The organism is Pseudomonas sp. FG29 (genome assembly GCF_057809355.1).
Genome location: NZ_JBMDJU010000030.1, coordinates 1 through 13,363, shown reverse-complemented (window position 1 = coordinate 13,363; position 13,363 = coordinate 1). Strand labels below are relative to the sequence as shown.

18 protein-coding genes are annotated in these 13,363 nt (G+C 64.8%); 12 read left to right on the top strand and 6 right to left on the bottom strand.

Annotation, left to right across the window (positions count from 1 at the left end; all coding sequences use genetic code 11):
- The first annotated feature begins 31 nt into the window (after window positions 1–31).
- The 6 genes from ACODS1_RS21475 (at window position 32) to ACODS1_RS21450 (ending at window position 5,189) form a co-directional block, all read left to right on the top strand.
- On the top strand, window positions 32–274 hold the full coding sequence (locus ACODS1_RS21475; protein WP_489087255.1) for a hypothetical protein: 243 nt from the start codon (window positions 32–34) through the stop codon (window positions 272–274).
- A 19-nt stretch (window positions 275–293) separates the two neighbouring features.
- On the top strand, window positions 294–785 hold the full coding sequence (locus ACODS1_RS21470) for a GNAT family N-acetyltransferase (protein WP_322981812.1): 492 nt from the start codon (window positions 294–296) through the stop codon (window positions 783–785).
- 3 nt (window positions 786–788) lie between these two features.
- Window positions 789–1,067 (top strand): hypothetical protein, encoded by a 279-nt coding sequence (locus ACODS1_RS21465; protein ID WP_489087254.1) that lies wholly within the window; start codon window positions 789–791, stop codon window positions 1,065–1,067.
- A gap of 86 nt (window positions 1,068–1,153) precedes the next feature.
- A complete protein-coding gene (locus ACODS1_RS21460) occupies window positions 1,154–1,957 on the top strand; it encodes a substrate-binding periplasmic protein (protein WP_489087253.1) in 804 nt (267 codons plus the stop codon).
- Entirely contained in the window at window positions 1,954–2,208 is a 255-nt protein-coding gene (locus ACODS1_RS21455; RefSeq protein WP_322981809.1) for a TIGR02647 family protein, read from the top strand. Before ACODS1_RS21460 ends, ACODS1_RS21455 begins: the two co-directional genes overlap by 4 nt.
- Before the next feature lie 119 nt (window positions 2,209–2,327).
- Entirely contained in the window at window positions 2,328–5,189 is a 2,862-nt protein-coding gene (locus tag ACODS1_RS21450; protein WP_489087252.1) for a class I adenylate cyclase, read from the top strand.
- A gap of 20 nt (window positions 5,190–5,209) precedes the next feature.
- Here ACODS1_RS21450 and ACODS1_RS21445 read toward each other — a convergent pair whose 3' ends face one another.
- The 5 genes from ACODS1_RS21445 to ACODS1_RS21425 all read right to left on the bottom strand — a co-directional run bounded on the left by ACODS1_RS21445 (window position 5,210) and on the right by ACODS1_RS21425 (window position 8,265).
- Window positions 5,210–6,010, bottom strand: coding sequence for a lipase family protein (locus ACODS1_RS21445; protein ID WP_489087251.1), 801 nt, complete (start codon window positions 6,008–6,010; stop codon window positions 5,210–5,212).
- 58 nt (window positions 6,011–6,068) lie between these two features.
- Entirely contained in the window at window positions 6,069–6,476 is a 408-nt protein-coding gene (gene rnk, locus ACODS1_RS21440) for a nucleoside diphosphate kinase regulator (RefSeq protein ID WP_322981804.1), read from the bottom strand.
- 171 nt (window positions 6,477–6,647) lie between these two features.
- Window positions 6,648–6,839 carry a DUF1289 domain-containing protein gene (locus ACODS1_RS21435; RefSeq protein ID WP_489087250.1) on the bottom strand — a complete coding sequence of 64 codons (192 nt, stop codon included), beginning with the start codon at window positions 6,837–6,839 and terminating at the stop codon, window positions 6,648–6,650.
- The gene (gene cyaY / locus ACODS1_RS21430) at window positions 6,829–7,161 is read right to left on the bottom strand and encodes an iron donor protein CyaY (RefSeq protein WP_489087249.1); all 333 of its coding nucleotides are present in this window, start codon (window positions 7,159–7,161) and stop codon (window positions 6,829–6,831) included. The genes ACODS1_RS21435 and cyaY overlap by 11 nt, the downstream gene beginning before the upstream one ends.
- 66 nt (window positions 7,162–7,227) lie before the next feature.
- Window positions 7,228–8,265, bottom strand: a complete 1,038-nt coding sequence (locus tag ACODS1_RS21425) for an AraC family transcriptional regulator (RefSeq protein WP_489087248.1) — start codon at window positions 8,263–8,265, stop codon at window positions 7,228–7,230.
- 135 nt (window positions 8,266–8,400) lie between these two features.
- On the opposite strand from ACODS1_RS21425, the gene lptM reads away from it, so the two are divergent.
- The 6 genes from lptM to ACODS1_RS21395 all read left to right on the top strand — a co-directional run bounded on the left by lptM (window position 8,401) and on the right by ACODS1_RS21395 (window position 13,124).
- The gene (gene lptM / locus ACODS1_RS21420) at window positions 8,401–8,526 is read left to right on the top strand and encodes an LPS translocon maturation chaperone LptM (RefSeq protein ID WP_268180623.1); all 126 of its coding nucleotides are present in this window, start codon (window positions 8,401–8,403) and stop codon (window positions 8,524–8,526) included.
- 12 nt (window positions 8,527–8,538) lie between these two features.
- Window positions 8,539–9,786 (top strand): diaminopimelate decarboxylase, encoded by a 1,248-nt coding sequence (gene lysA / locus ACODS1_RS21415; protein WP_489087247.1) that lies wholly within the window; start codon window positions 8,539–8,541, stop codon window positions 9,784–9,786.
- Window positions 9,787–9,796: 10 nt separating this feature from the next.
- Window positions 9,797–10,627, top strand: coding sequence for a diaminopimelate epimerase (dapF, locus tag ACODS1_RS21410; RefSeq protein ID WP_489087246.1), 831 nt, complete (start codon window positions 9,797–9,799; stop codon window positions 10,625–10,627).
- Entirely contained in the window at window positions 10,624–11,322 is a 699-nt protein-coding gene (locus ACODS1_RS21405) for a DUF484 family protein (protein ID WP_489087245.1), read from the top strand. Before dapF ends, ACODS1_RS21405 begins: the two co-directional genes overlap by 4 nt.
- A 201-nt stretch (window positions 11,323–11,523) precedes the next feature.
- Window positions 11,524–12,426 (top strand): tyrosine recombinase XerC, encoded by a 903-nt coding sequence (gene xerC, locus ACODS1_RS21400; protein WP_489087244.1) that lies wholly within the window; start codon window positions 11,524–11,526, stop codon window positions 12,424–12,426.
- Window positions 12,423–13,124, top strand: a complete 702-nt coding sequence (locus tag ACODS1_RS21395) for an HAD family hydrolase (protein ID WP_489087243.1) — start codon at window positions 12,423–12,425, stop codon at window positions 13,122–13,124. The genes xerC and ACODS1_RS21395 overlap by 4 nt, the downstream gene beginning before the upstream one ends.
- 39 nt (window positions 13,125–13,163) lie before the next feature.
- On the opposite strand, the gene ACODS1_RS21390 is transcribed toward ACODS1_RS21395, so the two are convergent.
- Window positions 13,164–13,363: hypothetical protein (locus tag ACODS1_RS21390; protein WP_489087242.1), on the bottom strand; the 200-nt coding region annotated here is incomplete at its 5' end.

Genomic DNA, 13,363 nt, shown 5'->3' with positions numbered 1-13,363 from the left:
TGGCGGGAATCATCAGGGAAAAGGAATTCCCATGTTCGAATTATTGCTGCACGGCCTGGCGTTACTCGCCGAGTTCGTACTCGAGGTCGTGGTTGGCTACATTCTGTACGGCACCGGCTGGCTGGCCCTGCGGCTAATGACGCTGGGCCGCTACCCAAACCTGCCGCTACGCGTGGACGACCCAATGGGTTCGCGCACGGCCTGGGTCGCAGCGTTCGGCTTCTTCTGCCTGGTGGGGTTGCCACTGACGTGGCTGACCCTGACCTACGGCTAACCCTTTACGAGATACGCCAATGTCCCTAACCATCCGTCCCGCCACCCCTGACGACGCCGAGCTGATCCTGCGTTTCATCACCGAACTGGCCATCTACGAGAAGGCCGAGCATGAAGTGAAAACCGATGCCGCCGGCATCCGCGACAGCCTGTTCGCCGAGGGCAGCACCGCCCACGGCCTGATCTGCGAGAACGACGGCCAGCCCATCGGCTATGCGGTGTACTTCTTCAACTACTCCACCTGGCTGGGCAAACACGGCCTGTACCTGGAAGACCTCTACGTCAGCCCGCAGGCTCGTGGCATCGGCGCCGGCAAGGCGTTGCTGCGTCACCTGGCACAATTGGCCGTGGCCCGTGGCTGTGGCCGCTTCGAATGGTCGGTGCTGGACTGGAACACCCCGGCGATCGACTTCTACGAATCCTTCGGCGCCCGCCCGCAAAGCGAGTGGACGACCTATCGACTGACTGGCCAGGCATTGCTCGACTTCGCTGCCGGCCCACGCGAGGAGTGAACCATGAGCGATCAAGACAATACCCCTGACGACGAAGCCTTCGCCGAAGCGACCCTGGTGCAGGCCATCGAGAATCAGCTGGAAAGCGGCGAGCCGGCTGCGGCCACGGCGGTCTACAACAAGCTGACCCTGGTGGGCTACGAGCGCGAGGAAATTCTCGACCTCATGGCCCTGGTGCTGGCCCATGAGGTCGATGCCATGCTGCGCGACGACCGCCCGTTCGACGGCGTCTGGTACGAGCAGGCCCTGCGCGCCCTGCCCGAACTGCCAGCAGAAGACTGACGGGTAATTGATCCACGCCACTGGCCGTACTGGCCGATAGATTGCTAGGGTCAACGTCGTACCCGAACGACAAGGACTCCCAGTCGATGCTCCACCGACACCTGCAGGCGCTGGCGCTCTCCCTGGCGCTGGTCGGCAGTGCCAAGGCCGATCCGGTGCGGATCGGCGCGGAAGACGATTGGTTCCCCTACACGGCCCTGCGCGAAGGCCGTGTACAGGGCATGTCGGTGGATATCGTGCGTGCGGCCTTCAACGCCAGCGGGGCGAGCGTCGAGCTGGCGCCCTATCCCTATTCGCGCTGCATGGAACTGGCGCGTATCGGCAGCCTGGCGGCCTGCTTCAACACCACGCCCGATGATTCCATTCGCGCCCAGTTCCTGCTGCCCGAGCAGATGCTGTTCAGCGACGAGATCCTGCTCTGGGGGCGCGCCGGCAGCGCCCTGGTGAATGATCTGGATGACATCGCCGGCAGGCGCGTGGCCGTGACCATCGGCTACACCTACGGCGAGTATTTCGACAATTACGCGGACATCCTGCGCGTACCGGTGCGCCGCGACATCAACGGTTTTCTGATGCTGCAGCGCGAGCGCTTGGATTATGTGATCGCCTTTCGCGGCACCACCGAGGCTCTGCTGCGCGAACATCCCGAACTGGCTGGCCAGTTTTCACCGCTGGCGACCGTGCATCGCCCGCAGCTGTACCTGACCTTCTCCCGCCAGCATCCGCAGGCAGAGGCGCTCATGCACCAATTCGATACCGGCATGCGCCAGATCAGGCGCGACGGCACTTACCAGCATATTCTCGAACATTGGCAGTTGCGCACCGGGCAGACCTCTGCGCTGGGCTATACACTGCAGGAACGTCACAACAACAAGACGGAGTCACCATGAAGTCCTTTACCGCCGAAATGATCGATGAACTGGAAATTCTCGCCCTGTACAACCTGGACAATCATCAGGAAGGGCTCAAGGTGCACAACAACGCGTCCTTCAAGGCACAGGGCGCCATCACCCGCCTCTACGAGAAAGGACTGGTCAGCCAGGCTGATGGCGGCTATCTGACCAGCCTCGGCATTGATGCAGCCGAACACGCCCAAGCCCTGCTCACCATTCTGGCCAGCCGGCGCACCACCGCGGCTTAAGTCCTGGCGCCCGCCGGCCGCCCTCAAGAGGCAGGTTCGGCGGGCGATATAGCGTCACAGGCACTGCACTGACGAGCACGCCGCTGATAGGCTTGCCTCATTCCCAGCAGAGTTCGAGCATGACGCGCATTCACGAAATCCGTCCGGACATCGACGACGGCATCGACCGCAAGGTTCTCGCTCAACTGCGCGCACGCTTCCTGCAGATCAACCAGGGCCGCCTGCAGCGGGCGACTGAGGCCCTGTCGACGCGCCAGCAACTGGTGCTCAAGCTGTTGCCGCTGCTGTTGCACGTCAACCACCCATTGCTTCCCGGCTACGTCTCCGCCAGCACTCCGGCCGGCCTCAGCGGCTTCGAGCCGGATGACGCCAGCCTGGCCGAAGTCCAGCGCCTGGCGCGCTCCTTCGCCTACAAGCCGCGTCGCGGCCAGGGCGCGGCCCCACTGCACGGCCTGTTCCTGATGGGCAGCCTGGGCACCGTGGCACAGGCCGAGCAGAGCGACATGGATCTGTGGCTGTGCCATGCCTCGAACCTGGATGCCCAGCAGTTACAGGAACTGCGCAGAAAGTGCGATCAGCTGGAAAGCTGGGCCGCCACCCAGGGCGCCGAGGTGCATGTCTTTCTGGTCGATCCGCAACGCTTCACCCAGGGCGCACGCGAAGCGCAGCTGACCTCCGATGACTGCGGCACCACCCAGCACTACCTGCTGCTCGACGAGTTCTACCGCACGGCCATCTGGCTCGGCGGGCGCACGCCGATCTGGTGGCTGGTGCCGGTCTACGAGGAAACGCGCTACGAAGATTACTGCCGCACCCTGCTGAGCAAACGCTTCGTGCGTGAAGACGACGTCCTCGACCTCGGCCACCTGGCACAGATTCCCGCGCAAGAGTTTGTCGGCGCCGGCATGTGGCAGTTGTACAAAGGCATCGAATCTCCCTACAAATCGGCGCTCAAGCTGCTGCTGACCGAGGTCTACGCCAGCGAACACCCCAAGGTCGAATGCCTGGCCCTGCGCTTCAAGCAGGCCGTATTCCAGGGACGCCTGGATCTGGACGAACTCGACCCTTACATCGTGGTTTACCGCCGCCTGGAGGAATACCTGCTCGGGCGCAACGACCGCGAGCGCCTGGAGCTGGTACGGCGCTGCCTGTACCTGAAGGTGAACAAGCGCATCAGCCGCCCGCCCGCCCGTGGTCGCAGCAAGAGCTGGCAACGCCTGCTGCTCGAACGTCTGACGGGCGAATGGGGTTGGGATCCTCGCCAGCTCGCCGTGCTCGACAGCCGCAGCCAGTGGAAGGTGCGCCAGGTGGCTGCCGAACGCCGCGTGCTGGTCAACGAGCTGACCTACAGCTACCGCTTCCTCTCGCAGTTCGCCCGCAACGCCCAGGCTGGCAGTTCGCTGAACACACGCGACCTCAACGTGCTTGGCCGACGCTTGTACGCCGCCTTCGAACGCAAGGCCGGCAAGGTCGAGTTCATCAACCCGGGCATCGCCCCGGATCTGGCCGAAGACACCCTGACCCTGGTTCAGCAGCCCAACCCGGAAACCCCGGCCGATTACCAGTGGGCGCTCTACAGCGGCAGCTTGAGCGCACAGGAATGGCCGGACTTCGCCCCGATCAAGCGCGCCCGCGAACTGAGCGAACTGCTCGCCTGGTGCCACCGCAACGGCGTGATCGACGCCAGTACGCGCCTGTCGCTGCATCCTGGCACCAGCGACCTCAGCGACTTCGAACTGGCCAATCTGATCAGCAGCCTGCAGCAGGGTTTCCCGCTGCCGCTGCCAATGGTGGAGGAAGCCGAGCTGCTGCGCGCCAGCGTGCCGAACCGGGTGCTGTTGCTGGTCAATGTCGGTGTCGACCCGCTCAAGCAGCACAGCCAGATGAATGTGCACATGACCACCGGGCGCATCGATGCCCTGGGTTACTCGGGCGTACGGGAAAACCTGGTGTTGACCCTCGACCAGATCAGCCTCAACAGCTGGAACGAGCTGCAAGTGGCCCGCTACGACGGTGAAGACGCCCTGCTCGACTGCCTCAGCGACCTGCTCAACAGCCTGCCGCCAGACGGCCCGCGCCCGGAGATCCAGGTGCGCTGCTATTGCCGCAACCGCGCTCCGGCCATCGCCAGCCGAGTCGAGGAACTGCTGCGCGACCTGCTCGACAGCTATGCCGGCGGGACTGCCTCGCGTTATCTGGTGCAGGTGCGCCAGCATTATCACGTGTTGCAACTGGCCCCCGGCCAGGTGCGCCACACCGCCCTCGGCGATCTGCCGGCACTGCTCGACCATCTCGGCTCCGAACAGGCGCTGTACAGCCCGCTGAACCTCGACCGCTACGCGCTGGAAGGCACGGATCTGGCGCTGATCCTGCCACTGGGCCGGCCTCAGACCATCCAGGTGTTCTACCGCGTGAACGAGCAGAGCGGCGAGGCCGAGTTGACCGTCCTCGACGAGCACAACGCACTTTGGCGTAGGCGCCTGCCCTATCGTGACGAGCAGAGCCTGCTCACCCCGCTGCAGCGTTTCCTGCAATCACTGCTGTACCGGCGCAACGCCCAGTTGCCGCTGGACGATTTCAGCAGCAGCGACATGCCGCTGGAGGTGCTCTATTACCAACTGCAACCCGATGCGCCGCTGCGCGCCCAGAGCGTAGAGCGGCGGGTGCCACCGCAGGCGCCCATCAGCCACCCGTTCTACGACGTGCAAGCCATTGTCGAGCCAGGCGACGGCCGCCAGCGCCACGTCACCCTGTACTGCAACCACCGCGAATTTTCCGAGCTGGAGTACGGTCGCGACCTCTATCGCTCGGTGGCGCAGCACATCCTGGCCCAGCGCTCGGGCGGCGAACGCTATCCGTGCTACATCACCGACCTCGACCTGTCCGCCGTGCTGGCCGGGCAGCAGGCGCAAACGGTGCACTACCTGCGCTACAAGAGCGAACTGGAAGATGCACTCAACGCCGCGCTGCAGCAGGCCTAGCAGGCCGTGAAAACGACCTGCTAGCCGCGCATCGGCGCTTCGGGGTGCAACAGGGCGTAGAGGTAGCAATCGCCCATGCTGTGATTGTCGGCGACGCCGGCATAGCTGGCGGTAAAGGTCACCGGTACGCCCAGATGCTGATACAACCAGCGATCACTGTCCGCTGGCGGCACCTCGGGCACCAGGTCACTGTCGTTGACCAGACGCAAGGTGGGCACGGCCAGGTCGTTGTAGTAGCGGGCAAAGGCGGGCGAAGCCAGGCGCGGGCTGGCGAAGTTGTAGTGCTGCAGCGGCAACACCGGCCAGCGCCGGCGCAGATCCGGCACCGCCAGGCTGCTCAAGGCGCTGCCCAGGCTGTGCCCACAGGCCCATAGCCGCGCCTGCGGCTGCAGGTCGTCCAGCGCCAGCAAGGCCTGGTCACGCAGCGAGGTATAGAGCTTGAGGAAGCCGTCGTGCACCGGGCCGGCATCGGCCTGCCAGGGGTAGTCGGCCTGATCCAGGTCGAGATCATCGAGCCAGTCCTGCACCGACTCGGTGCCGCGAAACACCAGATAGCAATCGCCCTGCGGGTCGCGCGCGGCGAAGCCGAAAGGCTCCGACTCGTTGAACAGGTGCCACTCGCTGAGGACGCTCCAGATCGGCGCGGAAAACTGCCAGCCGGGCCGGTTCGGCAACTGCCAATGGAAGTTCGCGGGCAGGCGTGGGCGCTTTTGCGTCTGCCACTGGGCGTACTGGTCATAGGCGAGCATGACCAGATCGGCGCATTGCAACGCATCGGCACGCGAACAACTGGGCGGAAAGTAGAGGGGAAGACTGGGCACGGCGAGGCCTCCTTGCCAATGGCGCGAGACCTCACTCTAGTTCAGATGCAGCCGCTCGTCAGCGGTCGTACTCGCCCGCCGCCTCCGGCTGATACTCCACGGCCAGCAGGGTCAGTTTGAGCTGCTTGCCGCTCGGCACCGGCCAATCGATATGCTGGCCGACGGAAAGGCCCAGCAACGCGCTGCCGACAGGGGCAAGAATGCTGACCTTGCCTTCGCCGCCGGCATCCTGTGGATAAACCAGGGTCAGGTGATAGTCCTTGCCGCTGCTTTCCTCACGGCAGTGCACGCGCGAATTCATGGTCACCACGCCGGACGGCACTTCGTCATGGCCCACGACCTGCGCCCGGGCCAGCTCTTTCTCCAGCGCTTCGGCGCCTGGGCCGAAGTCCTCCAGCGAGTCCAGCAGACGCTCCAGGCGCTGCAGATCGAGACGGGTGATGGTGATGGCGGGTGCGCTGTTCATGATGCCGGGCAGACTCCTTGCGTGAGAAACCGTCCATGGCCGACTACGCGTCGGCTCTACTGTAGCGAACGGATTCCATGGCTCAAAAAAGCAAAACCCCGTCTTGGAGACGGGGTTTCACAACGTTTTGCCGACCGTAACACAGCTGGCCGAATAAACAAGACTGCCAGGTCAGCTCGGCGATCTACGCGAGCGCAGGCGCGCTTCGGCGGCCTGACAGATCTGCCGGCGCCGCTGCGCATCGGCAGCGCCCCAGTCGAGAATGTCCTGCAGGCTGCGCCCGCAACCGATGCAGATGTCGTGATCGTCCAGGCAGCACTGCCGCCGGCAGGGTGAGGCCGGCGACTGCGGTTCAGAGCTCATCGAACTCAAGCTCGGCGCCAGCCTGCTCGACCACGAAACGGGTGAGCATCTCGCTCAGCAGCTCTTCGCTGGTGTCGCAGATCCAATGCTGCTCGGCCTCGTCGTAGTCGAAGTGGAAACCGCCCGAACGGGCTGCCACCCAAAGCTGGCGGATCGGTACCTGGCGACTGAAGATCAACTGCGTGCCGTTCTCGAAGCGCACGGTCAGCACGCCCCCGCTGTTTTCCAGGTCAACGTCCAGGCCGCTGTCGTCGAAGATGTCCTCGACCGCTTGCTGGGTGGCATCGATCAGATCGTGGAAGCGGGCTTCGCTCAGGCTCATCGGGGTGTCCTCACTCGGTGCAACGACTGCAAAAATAGGCGAAAACGCCAGGCCATGATCCACCGCCTAGGCGCCAAGGTGGCGACGGTACTCGCCCGGAGTCGTTCCCGTCCAGCGACGAAAGGCCCTGAGCAATGAACCCGGCTCGCTGAAGCCGACGCGAAAGGCGATCTCGCCCAGATCCAGGGACGGCTCATGCAAGGCGTGCAGCACCAGTTGCTGGCGGGTTTCGTCGACCAACTGGCTGAACGACAGGCCGGCTTCACCCAGGCGTCTTTGCAGAGTGCGCGGACTGAGCGCCAGAGCGCTGGCGATGGCCTGCAGATCGGCACCCTGCTCCGGCAGTTGCTGGGCCAGTATCAGGCGCGCACGGTCGAGCACGCTGCGGCCCTGATCGAGTTCGGCGAGCAGGCGCTCGGCATAGCCTTCGAACATCGCCCGCACCTGCGCATCGGCCTGGCTCAGGGGCAGGCTCAGCAGCCGTTTGGGGAACACCAGCGCGTTGTCAGCCTGTTCGAACAGCACCGGGCAGCGGAAGATGCGCTGGTGCTCGGAAACATCCGCCGGCGCAGCGTGACGAAAGCGCACTTCGGTCGGCGGAATGTCCAGGCCGGTGATCCAGCGACCGAAACTGACCCAACCGGCCAGGGTCTCCTCGCTGACCTGCCGTTGCTGCTGCACCAGAAACGGCGCCCAGCTATGCGCCACCAAAGCTTCGCAGCCGGCGCGTGACGGCTCGTCGTCCAAACCTACGCGCCCCAGGCTGCCGACCAGCGAGGCGTAGCGTGCCTGGCGATGCAGTGCGTCACCCAAGGTGGCGCAACTCATCACCAGATGACCGAGCACACCGTAGTAACCGGGGCGCACGGCCTCACCCAGGTGCAGGCCGAGGCAATCGTCACCACTGAGCCGGCAGCCCTCGCCGAGCAGTTGCAGGTAAGCGCTGGCAGCGACGCGCCGCTCCCGCTGCTGCAACAGCGCGGGCGTCAGCCGCGCACGGGCGAGCAGCGCCGGCGCGGCGACGCCATGACGCTCCAGGTGTTCGACCAGCCCCTGCAGGTAAGCCACAGAGACCGAGCCGGCCAGTGTCGCGGGATGTTCCATCCAGTCTCCTCGATCGCAACCCCTGTACCCGGCCGATTCGGCCAGCCCCCGCCGGACGGGCGCTCGGCGCATAGGCAAGGTCGCGGGTGGTCGGTATACTCCGGCGCAATTCACGCTTTTTTCAAGGACTGTCCCATGAAGCGACTGACCCTCGCGCTCCTCGCCGTTGTCTGCCTGGTGGCCGGCTGCGGCCAGAAAGGCCCGCTGTACATGCCGGGCGACGAAAAAGCCGGCAACAGCCGAGACCGTTTCGAACTCTGACAGGAGCCCACCATGGAAGCCTTCAACTACCGCGACGGTGAGCTGTTCGCGGAAGGCGTTGCCTTGTCTGCGCTGGCCCAGCGCTTCGGCACGCCCACCTACGTTTATTCCCGCGCGCACATCGAAGGGCAGTACCGTGCCTATGCCGATGCCCTGGCTGGCATGCCGCACCTGGTCTGCTTCGCGGTCAAGGCCAACTCCAACATCGGTGTGCTGAACGTCCTGGCGCGCCTCGGCGCCGGCTTCGACATCGTTTCCAGCGGTGAGCTGGAGCGCGTGCTGGCCGCCGGTGGCGAACCGAGCCGCATCGTTTTCTCCGGCGTCGGCAAGAGCCGCGACGACATGCGCCGCGCCCTGGAAGTCGGCGTGCACTGCTTCAACGTCGAATCCAGCGTCGAGCTGGAGCGCCTGCAGAAGGTCGCCGCCGAACTGGGCGTCAAGGCGCCGGTCTCGCTGCGGGTCAACCCGGACGTGGACGCCGGCACTCACCCGTACATCTCCACCGGTCTCAAGGAAAACAAGTTCGGCATCGACATCGAGCAGGCCGAGGCGGTCTACGCCCGCGCCGCCGAGCTGCCGAACCTGGACGTGATCGGCGTCGACTGCCATATCGGCTCGCAGCTGACCACCCTCGAACCCTTCCTCGACGCCCTGGATCGCCTGCTGCTGCTGGTCGATAAGCTGGCCGCACGCGGCATCACCATCAAGCACCTGGATCTCGGTGGCGGCCTCGGCGTGCAGTACCGCGATGAGCAGCCGCCGCTGGCAGGTGACTACATCGCCGCCGTGCGCAAGCGCCTGGCCGGTCGTGACCTGTCGCTGGTATTCGAGCCGGGCCGCTTCATCGTCGCCAATGCCGGCGTGCTGCTGACCCAGGTGGAATACCTCAAGCACACCGAACACAAGGACTTCGCCATCATCGATGCCGCGATGAACGACCTGATCCGCCCGGCGCTGTATCAGGCCTGGATGGACGTGTCGCCGGTGCAGCCACGTGACGGCGAAGCGCGCAACTACGACCTGGTCGGGCCGATCTGCGAGACCGGCGACTTCCTGGCCAAGGATCGCCAACTGGTGCTCGCCGAAGGCGACCTGCTGGCCGTGCGCTCGGCCGGTGCCTATGGCTTCGTCATGAGCTCCAACTACAACACCCGCGGCCGCGCCGCCGAGGTGCTGGTCGATGGCGAGCAGGCATTCGAAGTGCGTCGTCGCGAAACCGTTCAAGAGCTCTACGCCGGCGAAAGCCTGCTGCCAGATTGAGGGTAAAGCCATGCTATTGCGCTTTACCAAGATGCACGGCCTGGGCAATGACTTCATGGCGCTCGACCTGATCAGTCAGCACGCCCACGTGCAGCCCAAGCATGCCAAGCAATGGGGCGACCGCCACACCGGTGTCGGCTTCGACCAGTTGCTGATCGTCGAGCCGCCGAGCCATCCGGATGTCGACTTCCGCTACCGCATCTTCAACTCCGACGGTTCGGAAGTAGAGCAATGCGGCAACGGTGCGCGCTGCTTCGCCCGCTTCGTGCTGGACAAGCGCCTGACCACCAAGAAGGTCATTCGCGTAGAAACCAAGAGCGGCATCATCGAACTGCGCGTGCAGAACGACGGCCAGGTCTGCGTCAACATGGGCGCCCCGCGTCTGCAGCCGGAACAGGTGCCGTTCCAGGCCGAACAGGCCGCACTCAGTTATCGCGTCGAGGTCGACGGCCAGAGCGTCGAGCTGGCCGCACTGTCGATGGGCAATCCCCACGCCGTGCTGCGCGTCGACAATGTCGATGAGGCACCGGTGCATACGCTCGGACCGAAGCTGGAACATCACCCGCGCTTCCCGCAACGGGTCAACGTCGGTTTCCTGCAGGTACAAAGCCGCAAGCAGGCGCGCCTGCGCGTATGGGAACGCGGCGCCGGGGAAACCCAGGCCTGCGGTACCGGCGCCTGCGCCGCAGCGGTCGCAGCGATTCGCCAGGGCTGGATGGATTCGCCCGTGCAACTGGAACTGCCCGGTGGCCGGCTGTTCATCGAGTGGGCAGGCGAAGGCCATCCCGTTATGATGACCGGACCCGCCGCCCGCGTTTACGAAGGACAGGTTCGTCTATGACCGACCAGCAGGACACGCCCAAGACGCTCGACTCGGAGACGGTCGCCGCCTACCTGCGCCTGCACCCGGAGTTCTTCATCGACCATGAAGAACTCATCCCCGAGCTGCGCATTCCCCATCAGCCCGGCAATGCCGTGTCGCTGGTCGAGCGCCAGGTCAAGCTGCTGCGCGAACGCAACATCGAGATGCGTCATCGTCTCGGCCAACTGATGGATGTAGCGCGCGACAACGACCGCCTGTTCGACAAGACCCGTCGTCTGGTACTCGATTTGCTCGATGCCGGCAGCCTGGAGGAAGTGGTCGGCATCGTCGAAGACAGCCTGCGTCATGAGTTCCAGGTGCCCTTCGTCGGCCTGATCCTGTTCAGCGACAACCGCTTGCCAGTCGGTCGCTCGGTCAGCTCGGCCGAAGCGCACCAGCAGATCGGCGGCCTGCTCAGCGGCGGCAAGACCATCTGCGGCGTGCTGCGCCCGCACGAGCTGGAGTTCCTGTTCGGCAAGGACGAGGCCAACCAGGTCGGTTCAGCAGCGGTGGTCAGCCTCAGTCATCAAGGCCTGCATGGCGTCCTGGCCATCGGCAGCGCCGACCCGCAGCACTACAAGAGTTCGCTGGGCACGCTGTTCCTCGGCTATATCGCCGAAGTGCTGGCGCGCGTTCTGCCAGGCTTCTCTACCCCGCTGCGTTCGGTACGCTAGCAGGCCGTTGAAAAACGTAGGCGAGGCAGCCAGTGCAAGGCAAAAACAGCCGAAAAAGCGCAGTTTACGTGTTGTAAATGAGCATTTTGAGGCTGTTTTTAACGCAGCAATGGCAACGCAGGTAGTTTTTCAACAGCCTGCTAGGTCGTGTAGGGTGGATGATGAGGCTCATCCACCTTCGGCCCGCTCGGAGCCCGACACGTGACACTTGAAACCCACCTTGATGCCTACCTCGAACACCTGCGCCGCGAGCGCCAGGTGTCGGTGCATACCCTCGATGGCTATCGCCGCGATCTGGCCAAGGTGCAGGCCTTCTGCGAAGCAGAAGGCCTGAGCGACTGGGCCGCACTGGATACCCGCAACCTGCGCCGCCTGATCGCTCGCCTGCATCAGCAGGGCCTATCCAGCCGCAGCCTGGCACGACTGCTCTCGGCCACCCGCGGCCTCTATCAATACCTGCTGCGTGAAGGCCTGTGCCGCCACGACCCGGCCACCGGCCTCAGCCCGCCGAAACGCGAACGCCGCCTGCCGCGCACCCTGGATGCCGACCGCAGCGCGCAGTTGCTCGACGGCGCCGTGGAGGACGACTTCATTGCCCGCCGCGACCAGGCCATGCTCGAACTGTTCTATTCCTCCGGTTTGCGCCTGTCCGAGCTGGTCGGTCTCGACCTCAACGGCCTTGACCTGCCCGCCGGCCTGGTGCGTGTGCGCGGCAAGGGCAACAAGGTGCGCGAACTGCCGGTCGGCAGCCTGGCGCGCCAGGCGCTGGAGCATTGGCTGCCGCTGCGCAAACTGGCCAACCCGAGCGATGGCGCGGTATTCATCAGCCAGCAGGGCCGCCGCCTCGGGCCACGAGCAGTGCAACTGCGCGTACGCCAGGCCGGCGTGCGCGAGCTGGGCCAGCACCTGCATCCACACATGCTGCGCCACAGCTTCGCCAGCCATATGCTGGAATCCTCGCAGGATCTGCGCGCCGTGCAGGAGCTGCTCGGCCACGCCGATATTGCCACCACACAGATCTACACCCACCTGGACTTCCAGCATCTGGCCAACGTCTACGACCAGGCCCATCCACGCGCCAAGCGCAAAGGCGGTAGCGAATGAGCATCGACTTGATCACCTTCGACCTCGACGACACCCTGTGGGACGTCACCCCGGTGATACAGGACGCCGAAGCCGCTCTGCGCAACTGGCTGGCGCTGCATGCCCCCCGTCTCGGTGGAGTGCCGATCGAGCACCTCTGGGCCGTGCGCAGCCGCTTGCTCGAAGTCGAGCCGATGCTCAAGCATCGGCTCAGCGAGCTGCGCCGACGCATTCTGTTCCACGCCCTGGAAGACGCCGGTTATCCACACGGCGAGGCACAGGCACTGGCCGAGGCCGGCTTTCAGGTGTTTCTCAGCGCGCGCCATCAGGTGGAGCTGTTCGCCGAGGTGCATCCGACGCTGGAGGCACTGGCCGAGCGCTTCCTGCTCGGGGTGATCACCAATGGCAATGCCGACGTACGCCGCCTGGGCCTGGCCGAGTATTTCCAGTTTGCCTTGTGCGCCGAGGAACTGGGCGTGGGTAAACCCGATCCGAAGCCCTTCCGCGAGGCGCTCAGCCGCGCGGGCGGTGTGGTTGCCGAGCGCGCCGTGCATATCGGCGATCACCCCAGCGACGACATCGCTGGGGCCCAGGCGGCCGGCATGCGCGCCATCTGGTTCAATCCGCGAGGGCTAACCTGGGAAGGCCAGGGCACGCCGGATGCGCAGATCACCAGCCTTTCCGAGCTGCCGGGGCTGCTGGATAGCTGGCTGCGCTAAGCCTTATACGGGGAAGCCATAGATGGGCTTTTCTGCGCTTTAGGGGTAAGTGCTTGGTTGAAACTGGACTGGCAAGTTTGTGTTGGCTTGCTGGTTGTTGGGATGTTTGTTCCGGATTGCCGCGTTTTTGTTGATGCCTTTGGTTTCGCCCTCCCGGGCGAGTGACTTTGCGGGCAAAGTAACCAAACCCTCCGCCCGTTCATCCGGCCCTGGCTGCGCCAGGGTTCGCTCACTCCATC

Coding starts and splice junctions, on each gene's coding strand:
- ACODS1_RS21475 (WP_489087255.1), top strand. CDS start 32: ATGTTCGAATTATTGCTGCACGGCCTGGCGTTACTCGCCGAGTTCGTA.
- ACODS1_RS21470 (WP_322981812.1), top strand. CDS start 294: ATGTCCCTAACCATCCGTCCCGCCACCCCTGACGACGCCGAGCTGATC.
- ACODS1_RS21465 (WP_489087254.1), top strand. CDS start 789: ATGAGCGATCAAGACAATACCCCTGACGACGAAGCCTTCGCCGAAGCG.
- ACODS1_RS21460 (WP_489087253.1), top strand. CDS start 1,154: ATGCTCCACCGACACCTGCAGGCGCTGGCGCTCTCCCTGGCGCTGGTC.
- ACODS1_RS21455 (WP_322981809.1), top strand. CDS start 1,954: ATGAAGTCCTTTACCGCCGAAATGATCGATGAACTGGAAATTCTCGCC.
- ACODS1_RS21450 (WP_489087252.1), top strand. CDS start 2,328: ATGACGCGCATTCACGAAATCCGTCCGGACATCGACGACGGCATCGAC.
- rnk (WP_322981804.1), bottom strand. CDS start 6,476: ATGAACAGCGCACCCGCCATCACCATCACCCGTCTCGATCTGCAGCGC.
- ACODS1_RS21435 (WP_489087250.1), bottom strand. CDS start 6,839: ATGAGCTCTGAACCGCAGTCGCCGGCCTCACCCTGCCGGCGGCAGTGC.
- cyaY (WP_489087249.1), bottom strand. CDS start 7,161: ATGAGCCTGAGCGAAGCCCGCTTCCACGATCTGATCGATGCCACCCAG.
- ACODS1_RS21425 (WP_489087248.1), bottom strand. CDS start 8,265: ATGGAACATCCCGCGACACTGGCCGGCTCGGTCTCTGTGGCTTACCTG.
- lptM (WP_268180623.1), top strand. CDS start 8,401: ATGAAGCGACTGACCCTCGCGCTCCTCGCCGTTGTCTGCCTGGTGGCC.
- lysA (WP_489087247.1), top strand. CDS start 8,539: ATGGAAGCCTTCAACTACCGCGACGGTGAGCTGTTCGCGGAAGGCGTT.
- dapF (WP_489087246.1), top strand. CDS start 9,797: ATGCTATTGCGCTTTACCAAGATGCACGGCCTGGGCAATGACTTCATG.
- ACODS1_RS21405 (WP_489087245.1), top strand. CDS start 10,624: ATGACCGACCAGCAGGACACGCCCAAGACGCTCGACTCGGAGACGGTC.
- ACODS1_RS21395 (WP_489087243.1), top strand. CDS start 12,423: ATGAGCATCGACTTGATCACCTTCGACCTCGACGACACCCTGTGGGAC.